The sequence below is a fragment of the Fictibacillus sp. 18YEL24 genome (genome assembly GCF_015903855.1).
Lineage (GTDB): Bacteria > Bacillota > Bacilli > Bacillales > Fictibacillaceae > Fictibacillus > Fictibacillus phosphorivorans_C.
The window spans coordinates 732,233-748,885 of the sequence record NZ_JACZDT010000002.1 but is presented as its reverse complement, the minus strand read 5'-3'; the positions used below and the strand labels follow the sequence as shown (position 1 = coordinate 748,885).

At 40.1% G+C, this 16,653-nt stretch carries 15 protein-coding genes; 6 read left to right on the top strand and 9 right to left on the bottom strand.

Annotation, left to right across the window (positions count from 1 at the left end; genetic code table 11):
- Positions 1-180, bottom strand: coding sequence for an aspartyl-phosphate phosphatase Spo0E family protein (locus HU823_RS09015; RefSeq protein WP_144697997.1), 180 nt, complete (start codon positions 178-180; stop codon positions 1-3).
- Between the two features lie 467 nt (positions 181-647).
- Between HU823_RS09015 and HU823_RS09010 the strand changes: the two genes are divergently transcribed.
- The 6 genes from HU823_RS09010 (at position 648) to HU823_RS08985 (ending at position 6,053) form a co-directional block, all read left to right on the top strand.
- A complete protein-coding gene (locus HU823_RS09010) occupies positions 648-2,144 on the top strand; it encodes a spore germination protein (protein ID WP_231607347.1) in 1,497 nt (498 codons plus the stop codon).
- A 3-nt stretch (positions 2,145-2,147) separates the two neighbouring features.
- Entirely contained in the window at positions 2,148-3,248 is a 1,101-nt protein-coding gene (locus HU823_RS09005) for a GerAB/ArcD/ProY family transporter (RefSeq protein ID WP_144697992.1), read from the top strand.
- Positions 3,245-4,387 (top strand): Ger(x)C family spore germination protein, encoded by a 1,143-nt coding sequence (locus HU823_RS09000; protein WP_197221888.1) that lies wholly within the window; start codon positions 3,245-3,247, stop codon positions 4,385-4,387. Before HU823_RS09005 ends, HU823_RS09000 begins: the two co-directional genes overlap by 4 nt.
- Complete coding sequence (locus HU823_RS08995) at positions 4,388-4,555, top strand: hypothetical protein (RefSeq protein ID WP_186320435.1); 168 nt, start codon at positions 4,388-4,390, stop codon at positions 4,553-4,555.
- 114 nt (positions 4,556-4,669) lie between these two features.
- On the top strand, positions 4,670-5,326 hold the full coding sequence (locus HU823_RS08990) for a hypothetical protein (protein WP_197221887.1): 657 nt from the start codon (positions 4,670-4,672) through the stop codon (positions 5,324-5,326).
- 1 nt (position 5,327) lies between these two features.
- On the top strand, positions 5,328-6,053 hold the full coding sequence (locus tag HU823_RS08985) for an alpha/beta hydrolase (protein ID WP_197221886.1): 726 nt from the start codon (positions 5,328-5,330) through the stop codon (positions 6,051-6,053).
- A 39-nt stretch (positions 6,054-6,092) separates the two neighbouring features.
- Here the strand turns inward: HU823_RS08985 and HU823_RS08980 are convergent, their stop codons facing one another.
- The 8 genes from HU823_RS08980 to HU823_RS08945 form a co-directional block, all read right to left on the bottom strand.
- Positions 6,093-6,995 carry an AEC family transporter gene (locus tag HU823_RS08980; RefSeq protein ID WP_144703264.1) on the bottom strand — a complete coding sequence of 301 codons (903 nt, stop codon included), beginning with the start codon at positions 6,993-6,995 and terminating at the stop codon, positions 6,093-6,095.
- A 72-nt stretch (positions 6,996-7,067) separates the two neighbouring features.
- On the bottom strand, positions 7,068-8,501 hold the full coding sequence (locus tag HU823_RS08975; protein WP_144697984.1) for an aldehyde dehydrogenase family protein: 1,434 nt from the start codon (positions 8,499-8,501) through the stop codon (positions 7,068-7,070).
- Between the two features lie 18 nt (positions 8,502-8,519).
- Complete coding sequence (locus HU823_RS08970; RefSeq protein WP_144697982.1) at positions 8,520-9,410, bottom strand: class II fructose-bisphosphate aldolase; 891 nt, start codon at positions 9,408-9,410, stop codon at positions 8,520-8,522.
- Between the two features lie 24 nt (positions 9,411-9,434).
- Entirely contained in the window at positions 9,435-10,151 is a 717-nt protein-coding gene (locus HU823_RS22205; RefSeq protein ID WP_144697980.1) for a GntR family transcriptional regulator, read from the bottom strand.
- On the bottom strand, positions 10,138-11,310 hold the full coding sequence (locus tag HU823_RS08960) for a diphosphate--fructose-6-phosphate 1-phosphotransferase (protein WP_197221885.1): 1,173 nt from the start codon (positions 11,308-11,310) through the stop codon (positions 10,138-10,140). The genes HU823_RS22205 and HU823_RS08960 overlap by 14 nt, the downstream gene beginning before the upstream one ends.
- Positions 11,311-11,327: 17 nt before the next feature.
- Entirely contained in the window at positions 11,328-12,668 is a 1,341-nt protein-coding gene (gene sftI / locus HU823_RS08955; protein WP_197221884.1) for a sulfoquinovose isomerase, read from the bottom strand.
- A 156-nt stretch (positions 12,669-12,824) separates the two neighbouring features.
- Positions 12,825-14,858, bottom strand: coding sequence for an alpha-glucosidase (locus HU823_RS08950; protein WP_197221883.1), 2,034 nt, complete (start codon positions 14,856-14,858; stop codon positions 12,825-12,827).
- Positions 14,859-14,871: 13 nt separating this feature from the next.
- The gene (locus HU823_RS08945) at positions 14,872-16,650 is read right to left on the bottom strand and encodes a solute:sodium symporter family transporter (RefSeq protein WP_197221882.1); all 1,779 of its coding nucleotides are present in this window, start codon (positions 16,648-16,650) and stop codon (positions 14,872-14,874) included.
- Between the last annotated feature and the right edge of the window lie 3 nt (positions 16,651-16,653).

Below are 16,653 nucleotides of genomic sequence, written 5' to 3'. Positions count from 1 at the left end.
TTATTTTACAGATGGATTCTCCATTATTCTTTTTTGATATAGATAGATCAGTTTGTCCAGCTTCTGACTCTGTTTGACGAGATCAGCATTTGAAAAATCATTGGAACTTGGTTTTAGATCATACATTTCTTGACGACAGATTTTAATTTCTTGCAATAATATATTTAGATCAACATCCATGAATGATTTCCCTTTCTATCAACTAGCTACTTCCAAATAAATGGATATGCATTTATCATAGTTGTTCTTTGTTTTTATGTAAATTTAGAAATAGTTAAAGACCACTAATCTATTCTTAAGGCATCTTGTATGTCATATAGGAAGCTCAGTTCTAAATGATCGTTGCTTTTGACGTGTTTTAAAAACATCATTGACAAGTTCATTGAGTGTCAGGTGAGAGGTGAGACACCTAATGGCGCAAGGCACCGAGGTGGCTCACCGCACGCCCCGCGGAAAGCGAGCATCTGAAACGGAGATCAACTACTTTCTAGAGCAACAATATATACGAAAAGAGAAGTTCCATTCAAGCATATGGGCTTCTTTTTTTCGTTTACAAGTCCCTGTATATTTTTACTTCTCTCCTGTTAAAGGAATAAACACCTCATTCAATGGACATACCTAGTAAAAAACGAGGGAGGTCTGTTGCATTGAAAAAAGAAGGAAATTCACATATAGACCACTCCCCATTCTTAAGTAACAGTCTTTCTAGCAATCTAGAACTGATTCAAACTACGCTCGGTCCAACACCTGATTTAAAAATGTTAAAGTTCGAAATCAGGAGTGAACCATTAACCATTCTTTATATGGCAGATTTAGTTGATTCAGAAAAGCTGCAGAACATCTTAAAATCAATCAAATATATAAAATACGCGCCACCTGTGGATACATCATTGTTTGAGCAAATGTACTCGGATATCTATCTCACGGCTCAAACTGATAAAGTATCAAAAATGAATGATGTGATATACCATCTTTTAAATGGAAAAACCGTTATCCTAATGGATTCCATAAACGAAGGGTTTAGTGTGGATACGTATGGGGGGAAAGTTCGTGCTATCGAGGAACCACAAACTGAATCTCTTATTCGTGGTCCTAAAGTAAGTTTTACAGAAGAAATCGGTGTCAATATTGCGATGATCCGTAGACAAATCACAGATCAAAACTTGAAGATAGAAAGTTTCGTGATCGGTGAACGAGGAAAGAAAAAAGTAGCTTTGTTATATATTGGCGATGTAATCAATCCTGCAATCGTAGATGAAGCAAGACATCGTTTACAACATATAAGCATTGATGCAACTATCGATTCTGGCATTATCGAACAATCGATAGAAGACAACTTTATGTCTCCCTTTCCGCAATTTATTAGCACGGAGCGTCCTGATAAAGTTGCGCTCTCACTATTGCAAGGAAGATTAGCGATTATTCCTGATCAGACAGCAAACGTACTGATCGCACCCGTTTCAATTCTGGATACGGTTCAGTCACCTGAAGATTATTATGAAAGATGGCACATCGGCTCACTGTTGCGCATGCTGCGTGCATTCGCTGTTTTCATCTCACTCTTTCTTCCATCCTTTTATATAGCCCTAGTTTCCTTTCATCAAGGCTTGATTCCGTCACGTCTCGCTTTTTCAATAGCAGCTTCGCGTGAAGGTGTTCCTTTTCCAGCATTTGTTGAAGCTCTGATGATGGCCATCACGATGGAACTTCTACGCGAAGCAGGATTGCGTCTTCCGAAACCCATCGGACAAACGATTGGTATCGTGGGAGGAATCGTGATTGGAGAAGCTGCTGTTCAAGCTGGGATCGTTAGTACAGTAATGGTCATCGTAATCGCAATCACAGCAATTGCTTCTTTTACATTACCGGTCTATAGCATGGGTGTAACGTATAGAATTCTATTGTTCTGTTTTATTTTTGCTGCAGGCATGATGGGACTCTATGGAATCTCACTCGCTTTTATCGTACTTGTTATACACATCGTAAATCTGACCAGTCTAGGTATTCCATACGCAGCCCCTCTTGCTCCTATCTTTATCAACGACTGGAAAGAACTATTCGTACGTTTGCCTATCTCTTTTACAAAAAAGAGACCTGTTTTCTTAGATCCTGTAGATGAAGTCCGTTCAGAGAAAGAGGAATAAACTGTGAGTAAAGTCAAATACACCGATCGTTCCATCAATGCTAAAGAATTAATGTACGCAGTAGCTTCCATGGTAATTGGTGTAGGTATCTTTAATCTGCCTCGCTATATCACGACCGTTACAAACGGCATCGACGGTGTGATCAGTATTCTATTAATGGGAGGAATCGTACTAGGTATCGTATGGATCATGGGGCAGTTCATCCGAATGTATCCAGGCAAAGGCATCTATGAAATATTGCTAGCGATCATCCCAAAGCCGATCGCCTTTCCTTTGATCATCATTTATGGTGCATTTTTTGCTTTATTGGCAGCCTATGAAATACGAGCAATCGCAGAAATAACTAAAAAATATCTGTTACCCAACACGAGCTCTGATAGTCTTAGTCTGCTCTTTCTGCTTGTTACATTATATGCGCTTTTCGGATCTCGTACAGCACTCATTCGTATAAACTCCATGTTCTTACCTGTCGTATTAATCGTGTCCTTATTATTAGTTGTTTTAAATATTCGAATCATGCATTTCGATAATTTTTATCCATTGTTCACAACAGACCTGCCAGGCTATGGATCAGGCATGATTAATATATTCTTTTCGTTCACAGGCATCTCAATTATCTTAAGCTATTCTTACCTCGTAAATGAACCTGATAAAGCATCCTTTGCTGCGGTGAAAGGTGTATTTATCTCCATAATCATCTACACCATGGTCTTTGTTTCATGTGTAGCTGTCTTTTCTAATCTCGGGACTGATTTTTTGGAAAACCCAACGATCGAGTTAGGGAAGGAAATTGAGCTTCCTGGAGGTTTTTTTGAAAGATTCGAATCAGTCTACTTTACGATTTGGATCATGACGATCTTTAATACTACATCGATGTCTATTGATTCTTCACTCATCGTCTTAGAATCTCTTTTTAAAAAAGCAAAGAAAGAGACACTTATCGTTATCCTATCTCCTATCATTTTTTTCATCTCTATGGTTCCGATAGGCATGGAAGGTATGGAAGCGATGGGAACATTTATCGGACGAGTCAGCTTAGCCTTAATTGCAATCGTGCCGATTCCTCTTTATGTTATCGCTAAGATCAGAGGTGTGAAATCATGAAGAAACTTTGTTATATCCTATCAATCCTACTTTTTATTAATTTGTTACAAGGTTGCGGAGCACGAGAGATCGAGAAAAAGGCTTTTGTGATTGGTGTCGGAATCGATGCGAAAAAATCGGGGGATGATTCGAGTCAGCCATTGATGAACGGAACTTTTCAAGTTGCTGTACCAAGATCACTAAAACCTGAAATAACGAATGAAAAAGCATATCAAAACTTTGAGGAAAAAGGCCATGATATATCCGAACAAATATCAAGAATTGCTCAATATTCGAACAAAGAGTTATATTTTGCTCACAACCAAATTATTTTGGTTTCGGATAAGGTTGCCAAACAGCCGCAAAGAATGGAGCGTTTGTTAGATTTTTTTGTCAGACATGAAGATATTAGACGCAGTGTACGTGTCTTTATTACGAAAGGTGATACAAAACAGTATCTTAACGTTGAGAATAACGAAAAATTACCGTCACTCTATATCGATACGCTGTCCGCTAATGTACAAAATCATTCCCGTACTGCGAGTATTAAGCGGTTAGGAGATCTACAGGAAGACCTGTTAGCACATCGTTCATTCGTCCTGCCAATGCTGAATTATAAGAATACAGAAGAAATCAAACTTGGCGGAGCAGCCATCATAAAAGGAGAATCGAGCAGATTAACGCATGTTCTAAATGAAAAGGATACAGAGGCGATGAACTTATTGAACGGTGAATTCCAAAACGGTATGCTTTATTTCGAATTAGATGACGATCTATACATCTATAAAATAGATAAATCAAAAAGCAAGATAAAACTCGTTCATTCAACAAACGGACAGCTTACCTTCAAGATTACAGTCAGCGTGGAAGGAGAAATTCAAGAAGTCAATAAAAAGATGGATACACGTACCATTTCATCAGATCATGTAAAAAAAGAGGTAGAGAAACAGATTGCTAAGAAAACGGAGCGAGTTATTGCGAAATTGCAAAAACAGTATAAAACGGACGTTCTTGGCCTTGGTGTATACATGGAAAAACATCATCATAAAGAATGGTTAAAACTAAAAGATAACTGGGAAACGGGTAAAAATCACTTTAGCCAAGTGAAGATAAACACACACATCCATACGTCTATTAACTCAGCAGGAGGTCTAAGGTAAATGTTTGAAATGAATGAATTATTAGCTCGCATTCTTACATGGCGATTTATCTTCTTCACCTTACTATCCTTCTTATTTCCGTTCACCTACATCACACTGTATAAGTTGCTGCAAAAAAGAGGGATGCCACTATGGAAAAAAGAAGCACGTACCACTTCAAATAAATGAACAATGCGTGAAGTAATTGATGCTATTCCTCATTTCAGACTATGATATACTCATAACGTTTTGCCTTGTATGGATAAGGTAATTGTTATGAGTATAAACCTAAGGGGGAATTTCATGGATACAGTATTATATTTTATCTATACAGCGGCTTACCTCGTTTTACTTATCATGTGCATAAACTTCGGTAACAGATGGGATGCTTCTTCCCTACTCTTTCTGGTAGTGTTCGGACTTGTTTATGATAACGGATTAATCGCCATAGGAAAATTCTTAGGTGAAGGACCACTTTTAGAAAACTTGAGCTATTTACGATTTTGGTTTCATGCGTTCTTCACTCCTACCCTCGTTCTATTTTCATGGAGTGTTTTAAACAGAGCTGGAATTGAATTCGCTAAGCGAAAAATTGTATACATAGGAGCTCTTCTCTACACGATTGCCCTTGTCATTATGGAAATCATCACTGAAACATATGGGATAAAGATTGTTCCAGAAAGAGAACATGGTTTGCTTCGCTATGTTTCTGCAGAACCTTCATCAGGGCCTCCTCTCATGGTCCTGTTCGTTTCTATTGCTTTGATCACGGCGGGAGCAATTCTTTGGAAAAAAACGGGCTGGAAGTGGATGCTGATTGGTTCAGTGGTGATGACAGTAGGAAGCGCAGTGCCTATTCCAGTAGAAAGTGCCGCAGTTACAAACGGATTTGAATTGTTTCTGATGACCACACTTGTTGCAACGAAAATCCATCAAGACCGCCAATTGAAAGGTGCTTAATATGAAACGGCTAATTAAAAGAGCTTTTCTTGTTCTCGCAATCCTATTTGTATGCTGCTTGATTGGATTTTTTGTGTGGACTCAACAGACGTATGCACCTACTAAAGAACTGCTGAGGAGCGTTGGAGACATTGAGTATGAAGACGATTGGGTGACGTTCAAACCCAGTGGTACGAATAAAGAGGTTGGGATTATCATTTATCCGGGTGCAAAAGTTGAACCAGAAGCATATGGTTATCTCGGGAAACGATTATCAGACGCTGGGTACACCGTTGGAATTCCGAAATTCAACCTAAATCTCGCCATGCTAGAAGCAAATAAAGCAGAAGAATGGATCAAACGTAAACCATCCGTTAAGAAATGGTTTATTGGCGGGCACTCCTTAGGTGGAGTAAGCGCAGCTGCATTTGCAAATGAAAATCCCGACGTAATAGAAGGTGTTATTCTGCTCGCCTCTTATCCTGCAAATGGGGATGACTTTTCAAACAAAGACACTCCCATTCTATCTATTTACGCAGAAAAAGATGGCCTAACGACTAAGGATAAGATTGAGGAAACGAAAAGTTTGTTGTCACGTGAGACTGTTCTATTTGAGATCAAAGGTGGAAATCATGCTCAATTCGGAATGTATGGAGAGCAAAAAGGTGATAATCAAGCAGACATTTCTGCTAGATCACAGCAGGATTTGATTGCTGATGAGATGATCAAGTGGTTAGATAATCAATAACATATAAACAAAAAAACTCACTATTTTTGTGAGTTTTTTTTACATTAATACTGCAAGTAATATGGGCAGCGTGATCAGTGAAAAAAGTGTACTTACTAAGGTTGCACTCGATACGAAATCAGGCTCTGTTCCAAACTGTAACGCATACATCGTCGTGTTTGCTGCTGAAGGCATCGCAGCCATAAGAATCATAATTGCTGCAAGCATATCATCTACAGGAAGAATCAAGGTGATACAAAATGCGATCAGAGGTGACACCGCTAATTTTAGTAGCAGCGAATACGTTAACTTCTCCACTTGTACGTGGCGTAATGATATCTTCGCGAGTTGCATACCGAGTATGATCATGATGGTCGGTATCGCAGAGTTCGCCACAAGATCTAGAGCTTCTGACACAGAACCTTTAATCGGTATGTGTAACTGTTGAAAGACTACACCCGCTATCGCTCCGTATACAATCGGCATCCGTCGCACTGCTCTTAATGCTGAAGAGATACCGTCGTTTTCTGGACTGCCTTTTGCTGCATAATAGACTCCTACTGTACACATGACTAACTGCTGGATAACCATAAGTACAACCGCATAATCTAACCCTGCTGCCCCAAACGCGAACAGCGCGACTGGCGTACCATAGTTCCCATTATTCATAAAAGCAGAAGCTAAAATGACACCGCAAGTTTCCCGCATATTGTATCTTTTAAAATAACTGATCACGTACACGAGACCGATCAAAGTAAAACATAGAATGAGCGTATAGATGAGCATATATCCATACGTTTTCGTAAAAGTAGTTTCATAAAACGTTCGAAATACAAGAAAAGGAGACATCAGATAAAGTGCCATCTTGGAAAGTGTTTGTGTTTCGAAACCTAACGTTTTTTGACCGAGAAACCCGATACCAAAGATCGCAAATACCGGAAGAATGATGCTCAGCAGCTCTATCATGTCTTATCCCTTCTTTCTGTTAACTACAACGGAAAAAGGCTGACCGGAGAGATCAGCACTTTTTTCTCGCTACAAATTTAAAACAATGATTCGTTCTTCAGTCATCTCTTCAATCGCATAGCGAGGACCTTCTTTTCCAGTCCCGCTCTTCTTTACGCCACCGTATGGCATGTGATCCACTCGATATGCTGAAGCATCGTTTACGATAAGTCCACCCACTTCAATCTCTTTCGCCGCTTTCATAGCGAATGCAAGATCATTTGTGAAAAGACCTGCTTGCAATCCATAATCCGAGTCATTCACTTGGTCGATCACTTCGTCTATCGTAGCATATGTGTCTATCCCAACAACAGGACCAAACACTTCTTGTTTGCAAACTTTCATTTCTCTTTTAACATCTGAGAGTATCGTAGGCTCGTAAAATGCTCCATTACGGCTACCACCCGTTACAATAGTTGCTCCGTCAGTCACTGCTTCGTTCACCCACTCTTCAACACGCTCTGCTTCAGCCTGCCGGATCATCGGGCCAATATCGGTTGTTTCGTCCAATGGATCACCCGATTGCAGCTGTTCTGTTTTATCTTTTAATAATTGAGTAAATGGTGTTTTAACATCTTGGTGAACATATACACGCTGAACAGAAATACATACTTGACCTGCATTATTAAAACTTTTGTTTGCAATGAGTGCTGCAGCTTTATCAAGATCGGCATCTTTATGAACGATCGTTGCGGAGTTATTTCCTAACTCCAGTGACACTTTACGAAGTCCTGCCTTTTGTCTGATGATTTCACCTACTCTTGGACTTCCGGTAAAAGTAAACATCTTAACGTCTTGATTTTCTAGCAGCCATCCGCCTACTTCTGCACCATCGCCTGTAATGACTTGGAGCCTGCCATCAGGCAAGCCAGCTTCCTTAAATACCTCTGCTAACATAAGGGCACACAATGGTGTAACTTCAGCTGGCTTTAGCACGACCGCATTACCTGCTGCCAGCGCTGGACCAATCTTATGACAAACGAGGTTCAGCGGCACATTAAACGGTGTAATTGCCGCAATAACACCAACTGGTACTCGTAGTGTAAAAGCCATTCGATTTTCAGAACCTGGTGCTGATTCTACAGGTACCCCTTCACCGTGGATACGCTTCGCTTCTTCAGCTGAGATTTCAAGTGTTTGGGCAGCTCGTTCTACTTCTACTCGTGAATCACGGATCGGCTTACCTACTTCAGCGACTAACACTCTTGCGAACTCTTCTTTTTTCTCCAATAATAATTGTGCAGCATTTGTGAGCACAAGATAACGGTCGTATGCCGAGAAGGTTTCTTTATATGCTTCTTTGGCTCCTTCTACCGCTTCATCTACATCCTTTTTTTCAGAGCGCGCAATCGCAGCTTCTACATTTTGCGTATATTTATTGAGTACTTCCAAGACCTCTGTTTTTTCTTTCCAAACACCGTTAATCCATAGTCCGTATGTTTGATACTTTGTATTGATCGCCACAAATCATCACTCCCTATTTTATAACGTTACGACCTTTTCGCGCATTGTGAATTCACTCGCTTTTCCTGCACTTCCGAATAGACGTATTTTCTCCTGAACTTTTTTCTGCATAACTTCACGCCCTCTGCCCAGGGAAACAGCTAGATGAAATTCTTCAGGATTTTCTTCAAGAACTTGCTGCATTCCTTTTGTGAATGATTGTCTAAGTTCTGTATCCACATTGATTTTTGCAATACCTAACGATACTGCTTTTGTAATTTGCTCATCTGGCACGTCAGAACCACCATGTAGTACGATAGGACGGTTAACCGCTGCTGAGATTTCTTTTAATCTTTCAAATGCCAGTTTTGGAGGGTTCTTATAAATTCCATGTGCTGTACCTATTGAGACAGCAAGATAATCTACATCCGTTGCTTCAACAAACTCCACTGCTTCTTCGGTTGCTGTAATCATTGCGTCTTCTTCAGCAACCGTTATATCATCTTCCGTTCCGCCAATCTTACCGATCTCACCCTCAGAACCGATTCCAAGCGCACGTGAAGCGTCTACTACTTTTCTCGTTATGAACGTATTCTCTTCGAAAGAAAGAGCAGAGCCATCAAACATAACAGATTGAAAACCGAGCTGGATGGCTTTCATTGTTTGTTCATATTCCCTGCTGTGATCTAGATGGATACAGACTGGAACAGATATGTTTTTCATGAAAACATCAATCATTGCCTTCATCGGTTCAAGTCCGATCGTGTTGATTACTTTTTGCCCAACTTGAATCATAATTGGTGCTTGTTCTTGTTCAGCAGCTTCTAAGATAGCAAGGATGGTTTCTGCGTTATGTGCACTAAATGCCCCAACAGCATATTGATTCTCGTAAGCATGTGTTAACAGTTCTTTTCCTGATATATATCCCATTGTAATACCTCCGAATGTTTTTGATTAACGTCTTAGTTCAATGTCATAATGGTATTGGTCACTTCTATACCTTGTTTTTGTATACTCGATCGGCTTGTCGTTCAATCCATAACTCAGTCTAGTCATCTCTAAAAGTGCTTCTCCTGCACGAATTCCAAGTAGATCTGCTTCAGAAATCGTAGAATTTATAGCAGAAATTTTTTCATCTGCACGTTTTAACATAATATTGTCTTCTTCCAAGATGGAATAAAATTTAGCAGTATCCAGATCGTGCTTCATCAGTAACTTTCCGATCGCTTCTGGCCAACATGATCGCTCTAATGCAATCGGAACATCATCTGCAAATCGGATGCGTTCAATGATAAGGACTTTTTCATCTTCATTTAATCCTAACTTTGTTTTTTCAAAAAAAAGCGTATCAATAAATTCTGCACGCAGAACTTTAGAGTGAGGAACTTGTCCTTTCTCCATTACTTCTTCTGCAAATCCTTTTAATCTTTTTAATGAGCCAACAAGCTGTTGCGGCTTCACAACCGTTCCTTTTCCTTGCTGTTTTTCTAAAAGACCGTCAGCCACAAGCATATTGATCGCTTGACGGATGGTCGTGCGGCTCACACCAAATTGCTTCATCAGCTCTTGTTCAGTTGGGATAAGTTGGTTCGGACGCCAGATTTGCTGTTGGATCTTCTCAATCAAATGATCTTTTACTTGCAGATAAAGTGCTGTATTATTGCTTTTCATATAATGTTCTCCTCTTTCTCACAGTGGGATAAAGCTGTAGATCTTCCCCTGCGAGAGGTCGGAGCCATTTGTAATAGGCTTCCGGGTCATCAATAAGTGCATCAGGCAGGAAACGTTCCCCGCCCTTCGCAACAACTTGCAGAGGACAGCTATTCATACTAAAAGTATAATCTATATTTGCCGATCGTTGTATGGTAACCATTCTCCCCGTCTCACCATGTAATACAAGTCTTGCAGCTTCTCGTCCCACTTCAAAAGCTTCCACTTGATCTTGCATAGAAATAACAGCTGATGAGCTGCGCTGATTCATACCAAGAATCTCAGCTCTAGCCATCACACCAAGTTCTGTTTTAACCATTTTCTCAAGCACTCCAGAAATGCCGCCTAGAATCGTCCTGCCTTGAACATTCGCTTTCTCGACCTGATCTGAAAAGGAATTAATTTTACACCCTTCGGCAACAACAATTGTTGCATATCCAAAAGATCGAACAGCTTCTCTAACATTTGCTAACAAATGTTCTGGTTCAATGATTCGTTCTGGAACATATACGATGTGTGGCCCATCATCTTCCCCATTTCTCAAAAGACCGCTTGCAGCAGCGAGCCATCCTGAGTTACGCCCCATCGTTTCTAGTATTCTCACTTGCTCAAAATTCTGCATGGCACATAGATCTCTGCTAATATCTCTGACAGCAGTTGCCACATAACGCGCGGCACTTCCAAAGCCAGGCGCATGGTCCGTTTCAGATAGATCATTATCAACCGTCTTCGGTATACCGATGACTTGAAGATCATAGTAAATGTGTCGCGCTTCCTCAGCTAGCTTATGAAGAGCAGCCATCGTACCATTGCCTCCAATAAAAACAAGAGTATCAATTCCATGTTTTTTTAGATGCCAAATTGATCTTTGAATCTTTTCAGTTGTAAATTCATAGCGTCCTGAACCAAGGCATGCACCGTTTACATATCGATGTGATTTGATCCATCCTAAAAGTTCATCATCAAGCTTTTCTATGTCGTTTTCATATAAACCTTGATAACCGTTATAAACACCAAATAACTCTACTTCTTGTTGGAGCGTTTCTACAAAACCTACTAAACTGGAATTGATGACGGCTGTTGGACCTCCAGCCTGCCCAATTGCTACTCTCTTTGCCATCTAAGTTCGCTCCCTTCCTATACATACACCTCAGTCGGAATATTAAGCAACTTACCTAGCTGCAATAGATCATCAGCCACATCTGCATATACGACAGCAAAGTGAGGTTCATAGCCACTTTCCATTAGAGTATTTACCGTTTCTGAAACATTCCCGTTTAATCTTACTTCAACAGAGGTTCCTGAAAACGGCTGAGGAACATCTAGCGCTTCACCCTTCATCACTAGAAGACGATATCCATCTGGCGTATACCCTAGTCTGAAGATCGTTACTTCTCCAGCTTTTAATCCAAAGTCCATTGTAAAGCCCATTTTACGGTTAGGATGTACACCTGATTGTGCGCCCGTTGACGGACTTGCGAGCGAATAAGCACCTGCTCCGCAATGCCAGAAAACAACTGAATTATTTGGTTCGTTCACATGAACGAGATCCCCAAGATACGGAGCGTTTCCTCCACTTAGTTCTTGTAGGATGAACATCGAAACCGCACCATGAATATCTGACTCACAGGAAGATACCACACCATCTTCGGTAAACTGAGATAGAGTCGAACAAGCAGCTGCTCCTAGTTCATTAAAAAATTCTGGCCAGCATCTTACAGCGAGTGCTGCAATATCTTCTCGTTCGATATACTTTTTCACATACGTGGAAAACTGCGCAAACTTTTTTACCGTGTCATCAGATCGATTCAATCCAATGACTTGCTGTTCAGCACGATCAATAACACCTGCCCATTCTTCCTCCGGCAGCTCTACACATTCTTGAAATGCTTTTAGGAGATCCATTTTTTGAATCGTGACTCCCAGTTTTCGATGAAGAAGTTCTTCGTCTGTATCTGAGAAAAAGAATCCAGGCGGATGTTCTCCAATCACTCCAATCTTTAGCTGCTTCAGCTTGTTAACCAAAACATTCACTCTGATTTGAGAAGAAAGCTGGTTTTGAAGCTGTTCTTCGTCGGGATTACCTAGTACGAATGTAAAAGGGTGACGATGATGCATGAGGACATTACTCGTGCTGTTTCCTCCAGTTAATGAATTAAGTCGCAGCCTACCGCCTACACTTGGTTCTCTTACAGACCATACAACAACAGGTTCGTTTCGATATTGAAGTACTTTCGCGATAAACTCACCATCTGCAAAAGTAACACTTTGGTAGATGATAGAATCAATATTTTTATTTGTTAACGTTTCAAGGAACTTCTCTAGATCTTCTACAGATGTAAGAATTTCTTCTGGTTCATAAACAGTATGGTACTTACTTCTTAGCCATTCAGAGCTTTGATTACGGTATTGCTCACCAGCTTCTAGATCAAATGTTTTTCTGCCAATTGGGATATATACGATTGATGACGTTTGCATAGTTGTCCACATCCTTCATATTATTCTTCCTAAGATAAGTATAACAAAAGGTTACTACCTTTAAAAATATATTATTACCTTTGTGCTTATAAAAATTACTCAAATGCATAAACAGAATAGCGGGGACAAACCTACTCGCTGTCCCCTCTACTATATCTAGTTCGTTAAAGATTCAAACAATTCCTTGTATGAAGAATTCTTTCTGAAAAATACAGGCGGCTTTCCAATTGGTGCTTCAACTTCTGTATATCCGCCACGATATTCTTCTCCAGTCCATACGTGCACCCATTCATCCTCAGGTAAGTACACGTTCCAATGAGTTGTAGCTTCTTCATACACCGGTGCTACTAGAAGATCTCTGCCAAATAAATATTGATATTGAATGTCATAAGCGTTGCTATCTTCTTCATAGTGCATGAACAAAGGACGCTGTACAGGAATTCCTTTTTCAGCATTTTCTTTCACGATTGCTTTCGTATATGGTGCAAGTTTTACATAAAGATCCGTCATACGAGCAATATGCTGCAGCGTCTCTTCATCACCATCAAACTGAAAACAATCATCAGGGCGATTTCCTTCATGTGTTCGCATGACAGGTGTAAAAGTCGCCATTTCTGTCCATCGAAGAAGAAGTTCTTTACTTCGCTTGTTTCCATGAAGACTTGTATAGCCGCCAATATCACTATGATGAAGTCCACAGCCCGTCATACCAGATGAGAGAGCAGCAGGAATAACGGAAGCAAGTCCATCATCTAACGACCAATTCACGCTTTGATCCCCACCCCATAAGAGCGTGCAATATTTTTGAGTTCCCGTATATCCAGCTCTCATGAAGTAAGTAACTTCACCCAATTTCCCCGCTTCACTTACAGCGTCATAGTTGATCTTTGCCCATAGTGCCGGCCAAGCATTGTGCATGATCTTGGCTGAGACTCCATTGTGAAGTTGTACATCCGTTGGTAAATATTCACCAAAGTCAGCCATCCAACCATCTAGTCCAAGATCGATCATATTTTCTTTAATAACTGATTTGTACCAACTAGATGCTTCGTCGTTTGTAAAATCAACCACACCACAATAAAATTCGCCAAAATCAACTAAATAGATATCTCCTTTTTCATTCAAAGCTAAATATCCATGATCTGCAGCTGTTTCATACAGATCACCTTCCACAGCCACATAAGGATTAATATAACCTAGGAATCGAATTCCTTTGGCTTTCCATTCTTTTATTTTTTCATCAAGATTCGGGTATTCATCACTGTTCCAACGCCAGTTCCACATCAATCTCTTTCCGAACGAAGTGATGCGTTTACCTTGCCAGTCCTGACACCAAACGCCTCCGACTTTTATTCCTTTTTCGAGAGCTAAGTCCAGCTTTTTCTGAACTGTATCGGTTCCGCCTTGTAAACCAAGCCAGATTCCGTTATATGTCCAATCTGGTAATTCTGGCTGACGCCCAAACACTTCAGTTAACTTTTCAACAAGCTCCACATAGCTTTCCGCTGTTTCAAAGAGCACATATTTTGGTATATCCCATATTTGAAGTTCGTGATATTCGTTATTTCGAAAGTCAAAATCGGCATAAGCGGTAGTTTCAACATGGCAATAATATTTTTTAGTAGAAATAAAAGTTGGCTGCGGATAGTTCGTATTGTAATAGTCACCACCTGCTTTATCCTTTACATCCGCCTGCCATGTTGTGTACGTATTCTTATTCCTTCCCACACCAGGTTCAGAAGTCCATAGCGGAAAGTTTTTGCCTCTCAAGTTAAAATGTGACAACTGTTCACCGCAACCATAGATTTTCTCGTTACCATCTGCTTTTACACGTATCCATAACCGGTTAATTTCTGATGAACGTTTTGTAAAATAAAGTTTTACTTTTCCGTCCTCTTCGGTTAAAAGAATTTCGAGATCAGTTGGTCCACCGTCAAATTTTGAAAAAGAAAGTTGAAATCCATTCTCCGTTTGAAAAACATCAACATAACGAAGCCCGATTCTTTCTACTACATAATCGTGAATGTCAAAATTTCCTCGATACATGTTGATTGTTTCTTCACCGTATCCTACATATAGCATGGGTTGCTGAACTGAGTGATGAAAGAGCAGTCTGCCTTCAGCAACAATTTGAAATCCATTATTTAATTCCTTCAATACAAATGTTGTTTCATTCGTTTTTAGAGCCATAAGAACCTCCTAATTATGCTAGCTTTCTTGCTTCTTTTACTTCTTTTTTGTGCTGTTCACTTAAGAAGTCTGCATACTTACGATTCCAAACCTTTAGCGATAGATAGATAAGAATTCCAGTAACAATTGCCAATCCTGCAATCGCTGGCCAGAAATACCCTGACACGATTGAATCCTGATAAGCCAAACCAATCGGAGAGAATACGATATACATACTCGCAAGCAAACTTAGCAATATAAACGTTACGGGTAGTGCGTATTTCCAAGGTACCATGTCGACTTGCGCATTAGCTTTATACACATATGGTTTTTGCAAAGGCTTCCATTTTCCTATAGCGATCATAATTCCAACCTCTACAAAGAACAGAATCGCGTAAATATGGATAAAGTTAATGGTGGTTTGAATGCCAAACATCTGATCCAAGCCCCAAACAAGCAAGTAGTAAGTAATAACATGGAAAATGATTACTACTTTTGCAGCAAGTGCTGGAATTCGTTTCGAGAAGATACCGACAAGAACAATCGTAATGATCGGAATATTAAAGAACCCTGTAAAACGTCTGATCAGATCCCAAAGACCATCAGGTGCATTCATCAACAATGGTGAGATAAAGAATGAAACAAGTGCGATTACTGTCCCAAACCATTTACTCATCCGAATCAACTGTTCGTCAGTAGCTTTCGGATTGAATTGCGGTTTATAGATATCAAGAGCAAACATGGTTGCTGCTGAGTTAAGCAACGAGTTAAAAGTACTGAATACCGCTCCTAACAGAACAGCAAGGAAGAAACCTGATAAATATTTTGGCAATACATCTGCTACTAATGTTGGATAAGCAAGGTCAACCGGATTCAATCCTCCCCCATATAGGTGGAAAGCGATAATACCAGGAATCATCATAAATATTGGAATAGCAAGCTTATAGAAACCGGAATAAAGTACCCCTTTTTGACCTTCTTTTAAGTTTTGTGCTCCAAGCGTACGTTGAATAACGTACTGGTTTGTTCCCCAATAAAACAAGTTAGCAAAAATCATACCCGTAAAAATTGTCCCAAATGGAACCGAATCCGTACTCGATCCGATCGCATTTAGTTTTTCCGGACTGTTTGTTGCTATGGTCTTCATGCCCTCAAACATGTTCCCGTCTCCAAGTGCGAAGAAGCCTAGAGCAGGCACTAAAAGTCCAACTATTAAAAGTCCGATTCCATTAATCGTATCCGATACAGCAACAGCTTTTAACCCTCCAAAGATCGCGTAAACTGCTCCAATGATTCCGATCACCCAAATTAAAAGCCAAACCGATTGTGTGTAGGAAATGTTTAAAAGACCTGGCACATCAAAGAGTTTAAGTATAGTCAATGCCCCTGAGTAAAGAGTTGATGGAATCGTAACTAAAATATAGCCGAGCATAAATAGTAAAACTGTATAGCGACGAACCCCTTCATCAAATCGGGTGCTGAGAAACTCTGGCAATGTTGTAAAAGCTCCACCTAAATATTTCGGTAATAGATAGAGAGCCATGATAACAATCGCAAACCCAGCCGTTACTTCCCATGCCATGTTGGACATATTCGTTCGATATCCTTGTCCATTCAAACCGATCAAGTGCTCAGCAGAAAGATTGGTAAGAAGAAGTGATCCGGCGATAAATGTCCCATTCAACCCTCGCCCTGCTAAGAAATAGCCAGTAGAATCTTCTGTCTCCCCTTTTGTTTTTAAGTAAGAGATCCATGCAACAAGCCCCATGAAAAATGTACATGATAAAAGTGTAAATCCAATGCCTGAAAACATATC